The organism is Kitasatospora sp. NPDC091257, from assembly GCF_044757675.1.
GTDB classification, from domain to species: domain Bacteria; phylum Actinomycetota; class Actinomycetes; order Streptomycetales; family Streptomycetaceae; genus Kitasatospora; species Kitasatospora lactacystinica.
Genome location: NZ_JBIVVI010000528.1, coordinates 1 through 5945, shown reverse-complemented (window position 1 = coordinate 5945; position 5945 = coordinate 1). Strand labels below are relative to the sequence as shown.

General features: G+C 74.0%; 6 protein-coding genes. 3 read left to right on the top strand and 3 right to left on the bottom strand.

The window, feature by feature from the left end:
• The coding region (locus tag ACIQOV_RS23470) for a TetR/AcrR family transcriptional regulator (protein WP_401051386.1) at positions 1-1184 on the bottom strand (1184 nt) is incomplete at its 3' end.
• 277 nt (positions 1185-1461) lie between these two features.
• Between ACIQOV_RS23470 and ACIQOV_RS23465 the strand changes: the two genes are divergently transcribed.
• A complete protein-coding gene (locus tag ACIQOV_RS23465) occupies positions 1462-2619 on the top strand; it encodes an acyl-CoA dehydrogenase family protein (RefSeq protein ID WP_401051384.1) in 1158 nt (385 codons plus the stop codon).
• A gap of 79 nt (positions 2620-2698) precedes the next feature.
• Here ACIQOV_RS23465 and ACIQOV_RS23460 read toward each other — a convergent pair whose 3' ends face one another.
• Entirely contained in the window at positions 2699-2965 is a 267-nt protein-coding gene (locus tag ACIQOV_RS23460) for a hypothetical protein (RefSeq protein ID WP_401051382.1), read from the bottom strand.
• Between the two features lie 131 nt (positions 2966-3096).
• Between ACIQOV_RS23460 and ACIQOV_RS23455 the strand changes: the two genes are divergently transcribed.
• Positions 3097-3414: a cupin gene (locus ACIQOV_RS23455; RefSeq protein ID WP_401051380.1), complete on the top strand. Its 318-nt coding sequence runs from the start codon at positions 3097-3099 to the stop codon at positions 3412-3414.
• Positions 3415-3472: 58 nt separating this feature from the next.
• Here ACIQOV_RS23455 and ACIQOV_RS23450 read toward each other — a convergent pair whose 3' ends face one another.
• Entirely contained in the window at positions 3473-4063 is a 591-nt protein-coding gene (locus ACIQOV_RS23450) for a TetR/AcrR family transcriptional regulator (protein WP_401051378.1), read from the bottom strand.
• Between the two features lie 160 nt (positions 4064-4223).
• Between ACIQOV_RS23450 and ACIQOV_RS23445 the strand changes: the two genes are divergently transcribed.
• Positions 4224-5786 (top strand): MFS transporter, encoded by a 1563-nt coding sequence (locus ACIQOV_RS23445; RefSeq protein ID WP_401051375.1) that lies wholly within the window; start codon positions 4224-4226, stop codon positions 5784-5786.
• Positions 5787-5945 lie beyond the last annotated feature (159 nt).

The following is a 5945-nucleotide window of genomic DNA, read 5'->3' as shown; positions in this document are numbered from 1 at the left end:
CCCCCGGACGTCCCCAGCGCCGCCCGGCCGAGCCGCAGCAGGCAGTCCCCGAGATCCGGCCTGGTGCTGTGCGGGCGGTTCCGCACCCCGTCGTTGACCAGCGCGAACAGCGCGTGCACCCGGATCCGGGCGGCCGCCGGGTCGAGCCCGGGGTGCACCTGCCGCAGCAGGCCGACCCAGGTGCGCAGGAAGTCCCGCCGGAAGTCCACCGCGGCCCGGCGGTCGGGCGGGGCCAGCCGCTCCGTCTCGCTCAGCATGGCGCCCAGGTAGTCCCCGTTGCGCAGCGCGAAGCCGACGTACGCGCCCAGCCCGGCCTCCAGCGCCGCCCCGGGCCCGGCGGCGGCCGAGATCGCGCCGTCCACCTCGTGCCAGAGCCGCTCGCGGCTGCGCACCAGCGAGGCGGCGAGCAGCTCGGCCTTGCTGTCGAAGTGCCGGTACACACTGGGACCGGATATGCCGACGGCGGCGCCGAGTTGGTCGGTGCTGACGTTGTCGAAGCCGCGCTGGTGGAACAGCCGGACGGCCGCCGCGAGCAGCTCCTCCCGGCGCGCCCGCGACCTGGGCTCCGGCGCCGCCCCGGAGGCGGGCTCCGGCGCCACCGGCACCGGCCCGGCGCAGGGCCCCGTGGCCGTACCGCCCAGGGGGACCGCCAGGACGGCCGCGACCATCCCGCGCAGCAGCGCCTCGGCCCGTCGGGGCTGCGGCGCCGCCGACTGGTAGGACAGCCCGGCGCAGGCCGAGAGCGCCGACCAGCACAGCAACTCGGCGTCCCCGGCGGCGAGTTCCGGCCGTTCCACGCGCAGCACCGCGACCATCAGGGCGACGTCGGCGCGCAGTTCACGGCGCAGCGCCGCCCGCCGGGCCGGCGGCAGCAGCCGGGCGTCGCGCTGCACCAGGGTGCCGAGCGGGCGGTGGCCGACCGCGACGGCGGCCAGCGCGGCGCCGAGGTCGGCGGTGGTGCGGGCCGGGCGCAGGCCTTCGGCGAGTGCGTCCAGGCCCAACCGGACGACCCGGTCCAGCAGTTCGGGCTTGCCGCGGAAGTGCCGGTAGAGCGCGGGCGCGGTGATGCCGACGCCGGCGGCGACCTCGGTCATCGAGACCTGGTGGTAGCCGCTGCGGTGGAAGCGGTCGGCGGCCACGGCCAGGATCTGGGCGCGCCGCCCGGGCGGCCGTCGGACCACCATGGCGAGCCTCCCTCCCCTTCGGCCGGGCACTGGTCCGGCACTGGCCCGGCACCGGTCCGGCACGGCGCCGACCTCTGGAACGGGACCGTGACCGGCGTCGACGGAAGGCTAGCAAGGATTCACTTCGCACCCCCGCCGACCGCGCTCCCCACCGGCTTTCCGCGCCCGGCCGACTCTGGACAGCCGAAGCTACCCCGGATTAACTTGTGGAGCCACCACCAGGCAGGTTCCGCCCCGGCCGGCAGCCCCGGCCGGCGCCGTCGAAGGGAGCGCCGCCGTGCGCCGCACCGTGTTCAACGAGGACCACGAGGCCTTCCGGGAGACCATCCGGGACTTCATCGCCAACGAGGTCGTCCCGGTCTACGAGAGCTGGGAGACCGACGGTCACCCGCCGCGCGACTTCTACCGGCAGCTCGGCGAGCTCGGCGTCTACGGCATCGAGGTGCCGGAGGAGTACGGCGGCGCGGGCGAGAGCGGATTCAAGTACCAGGCGGTGATCGCCGAGGAGACCGCCCGGGCGGGCGTGAGCTTCGGCTCCTCCGGCGTGCACACCGGCCTGGTGCTGCCGTACCTGCTGGAGTACGCGAACGAGGAGCAGAAGCGGCGCTGGCTCCCCGGTTTCGTCTCCGGCGACATCATGACCGCGATCGCGATGACCGAGCCGGGCGCCGGCTCCGACCTCGCGGGCATCTCCACCACCGCGCGGCTCTCCGAGGACGGCACCCACTACGTCCTGAACGGCGCCAAGACCTTCATCACCGGCGGCGTGCTGGCCGATCTCGTCCTGGTAATCTGCCGCACCGCCCCGTACGACCCGGAGAACCGCCGGGCCGGGCTGTCCATCCTCTGCGTGGACACCGCCTCCGCGGGCTACACCGTCGGCCGCAAGCTCCAGAAGATCGGCCTGCGCACCTCGGACACCGCCGAGCTGGCGTTCAGCGACGTCCGGGTGCCGGTGGAGAACCTGCTCGGCGAGGAGGGCAGGGCCTTCTCCTACCTGACCCACAACCTGGTGCAGGAGCGGCTGGCGATCGCCGTCGGCGCGTACGCGGCGGCCGCTGCGGCGGTGCGGTTCGCGGTCCAGTACGTCAAGGACCGCAAGGTGTTCGGCAAGGCGGTGGCCGAGTTCCAGAACACCAAGTTCACCCTGGCCGACTGCGAGGCCCAGGTGGTGGCGCAGCAGTCGATGGTGGACCGGGCACTGGAGCTGTACCAGCACGGCGGGCTGACCGTCGCGGACGCGGCCGCGGCGAAGCTGTTCTGCACCGAGTCGGCCTCCACGGTGATCGACAAGTGCCTCCAGCTGCACGGCGGTTACGGCTACATCCTGGAGTACCCGATCGCCCGGCTCTACACCGACAACCGGGTGTTCCGGATCTACGGCGGCACCAGCGAGGTCATGCGCAGCATCATCGCCAAGTCGCTGGGCCTGTAGGGCCGTTCGGGTCCGACGGCACGGCGGGCCGTCGTTCCGCGGCGGCCCGCCCCGCTGTTCGCCGGCCCGGCGGCCGGTCTCAGTTGGGTGAGCTGTGCTCGGTGCGCCAGGCCTCCCAGCCCGCGTTGGACGCCACCTTCGCCCCCCGCAGGGCCCGCTGGGCGAGCTCGGTCGGCGGAGTGTCCAGACCGCGCACCCAGCTGCGGCCGGCCGCGATCAGCGCGGCGCACACCACCACCGTCCCGGTCGCGCTGAGCAGGGTGCCGATCGCGGTGAGCGCCACGCCGCCGGTGAGCAGCGGGCGGTTGACCTGGAACCCGGAAATGACTCTGTCGTTGGTCGCCATGCCTCCACGATGCGGGCAGTCGGCGGAGCCTGCACCTCGGACCGCCCGGCCGCGGCACCTCCGGGTGCGGGGTACCCGGGCGTCCGCGACCCTGGGCTCACGAAGTGCGCCCGGAGCCAGGAGGAGGCGCGGTGCCCGATCTCGAACAGCTCGCCGTGGAGCACGCCGCCCGGGCGGCGGAGAGCCCGCACGGGCGCAGCGCCCACCTGGTCCTGCACGACGGGATCCTGCGGCAGACCGTGATCGCGCTGACCGCGGGCACCACGCTGGACGAGCACAACCCGCCCGCCGCGGGCAGCGTCCAGGTGCTGCGCGGCCGGGTCTCGCTGACCATCGCCGGCCGGCGGCTGGAACTGTCGGCCGGCCACCTGGAGCCCGTCCCGCAGGAGCGGCACGGGCTGCTGGCGCACGTCGACTCGGTGGTGCTGCTGACCGCCGTCACCGCGTAGCGGGAGAGGGCTCCGCAGCGGGCGCGGACTCCTCAGCGGGCGAGAGCTCAGTAGCGGGTCAGTGCTCCACGGGGGCGAACACGCTGTCACTGACCAGCCGCAGTCCCCGCAGGAAGTCCTGCCCGCTGGGCGCGAGCTCGGGCGCGGCCAGCCACTGGGCACAGTAGCCGGCCAGCAGCGTCTGGTAGAAGGATCCGCGGGCGACCTCCTCCGCGGTGTCCGGCACCTCGGGCAGCCCCTGGAACACCGCGGCCAGTCCGAGCCGGCCCTCCTTCTGCGCCGCCGCGAAGGCGTCCGCCAGGTCGGGGGCGTGCCCCGCCTGGGCGAGCGCCTCGAACTGGGCCGCCCAGAGCCCGCGGTGCTCGACGAAGACGTCCCGCAGGCCGTCCCAGACGGCCGCGAAGCGCACCTCCGGGTCGTCCGACACCTGGTTGGCGGCGATCACCACCGCGCCCAGGGCCTCCCCCATCTCCCCGATCGCCTCGATCATCGCCGCGTTGAGCAGCGCCTCCTTCGAGCCGAAGTGATAGCCGATCGCGGCCAGGCTGACGCCGGAGGCGGTCGCGATGTCGCGGGCGGTGGTGCGGCCGTAGCCCTTCTCGTACAGGCAGCGCTTGGCGCCGCCCATCAGGTCTTCGCGGTTTCCCATGCCCCGATCCTACGGAAGCCATGGACGAATGTCTCGCACATTCGTCTCACTCGATCGTCCGTCTCACTCGATCGTCCGTCTCACTCGATCGTCCGTCTTGCACGAGCGACTTGTACATACGTACTAGACAAGCGTCTGAGTCATCCGTACGGTCTTCCCCATGACCGCAACCACCGGCCGCGCAGGCCGTCGCGAATGGATCGGCCTGGCCGTCCTCCTGCTCCCGACCCTCGTCCTCACCATGGACATGGGCGTGCTCTTCTTCGCCGTCCCGTACATCTCCACCACGCTGGCGCCGAGCGGCACCCAGCAGCTGTGGATCATGGACATGTACTCGTTCCTGCTGGCCGGACTGCTCATCACGATGGGCGCGCTGGGCGACCGGATCGGCCGCCGCCGACTGCTGATGATCGGCGCCGCCGGCTTCGCGGGCGCCTCGCTGCTGGCCGCCTGGTCGCACGACGCCAACCAGCTGATCGCGGCGCGTGCGCTGCTCGGCGCCGCCGGGGCCACCGTGATGCCCTCGACCCTCGCGCTGATCCGCAACATGTTCCACGACCCCAAGCAGCGGCAGATCGCGCTCGGCGCCTGGGGCGGCATCCTGACCGCCGGGGCCACCCTCGGCCCGGTCGCCGGCGGGCTCCTGCTGGAGCACTTCTGGTGGGGCTCGGCCTTCCTGCTCGCCGTCCCGGTGATGGCCCTGGTGCTGCTGGCCGCGCCCGTCCTGCTCCCCGAGTACCGCTCCACCGGCCGCACCGGCCGCTTCGACCTGCTCGGCGCCGTGCTCTCGCTGACCGCGATCCTGCCGCTGGTCTACGGCGTCAAGACGATCGCCGTCGAGGGCTGGAGCCCGCTGCCCGGGCTGGCCGTCCCCGCCGGACTGCTGCTGGCCGGTGCCTTCGTGCGGCGCCAGCGCACCGCCGCGAACCCGCTGCTCGACCTGAGCCTGTTCCGGATCCGCACCTTCAGCGGCGCGATCAGCGTCAACAGCATCGCGATGTTCGCGATGATGGGCTTCTCCCTCTTCACTTCGCAGTACCTCCAGCTGGTCAAGGGCATGAGCCCGCTGACCGCCTCGCTCTGGTCGCTGGTGCCGAGCGTGGGCGTCGGCGCCGCGGTCGGGACCAGCTCGGCGCTGGCCGGGAAGGTCCGCCCGGCGGTGCTGATGGGCGGCGGCTTCCTGGTCGGCTCGGCGGGCTTCGCGATGATGACCCTGGTCGGCCCGCACTCCCCGCTGGCGCTCATCCTCACCGCGGCCGGCGTGCTGGCCGCCGGGACGGTCGGCACCATGACGATGACCGCCGAGATGGTCGTCTCCGCCGCCCCGGTCGAGCAGGCCGGCGCCGCCTCCGCCACCTCCGAGACCGCCGTCGAGCTCGGCAGCTCGCTCGGCATCGCCCTGCTCGGCGCGGCCGGCGCCGCGGTCTACCGGCATCGGCTGGACGGCGCCCTCCCGGCCGGGGTCGACGGCGAGGCCGCCCGGACCGCCCAGGACACCCTCGGCGGAGCGGTCACCGTCGCCGCCCACCTGCCCGGCCGACTCGGCGCCGACCTGCTGGAGACCACCCGCACCGCCTTCACCGACGGCCTGCACGTCGCGGCCGTGGTCGGCCTGGTCTTCGCCCTGGGCGCCGCCGTCCTGGCCTACCGCCTGATGCGGCACCTCCCGGCCGCCGCCCCCGCCACCGCCCCGGAGCCCGCTCCGGAGCCCGCCGCCGTCTGACCCGTCCGACCCGTCCGGCCCGTCCGGCCCGTCCGGCCCGTCCGGCCCGATCCACGCGAGTCATCGAGAGCCCCCGCCCATCCCGGGCGGGGTCTCTCCGCCGTCCCGGGAGCCGCCGTCCCGCCCCCGCACAGCGGTCGCGCCGAGCGCCCGCGAGCC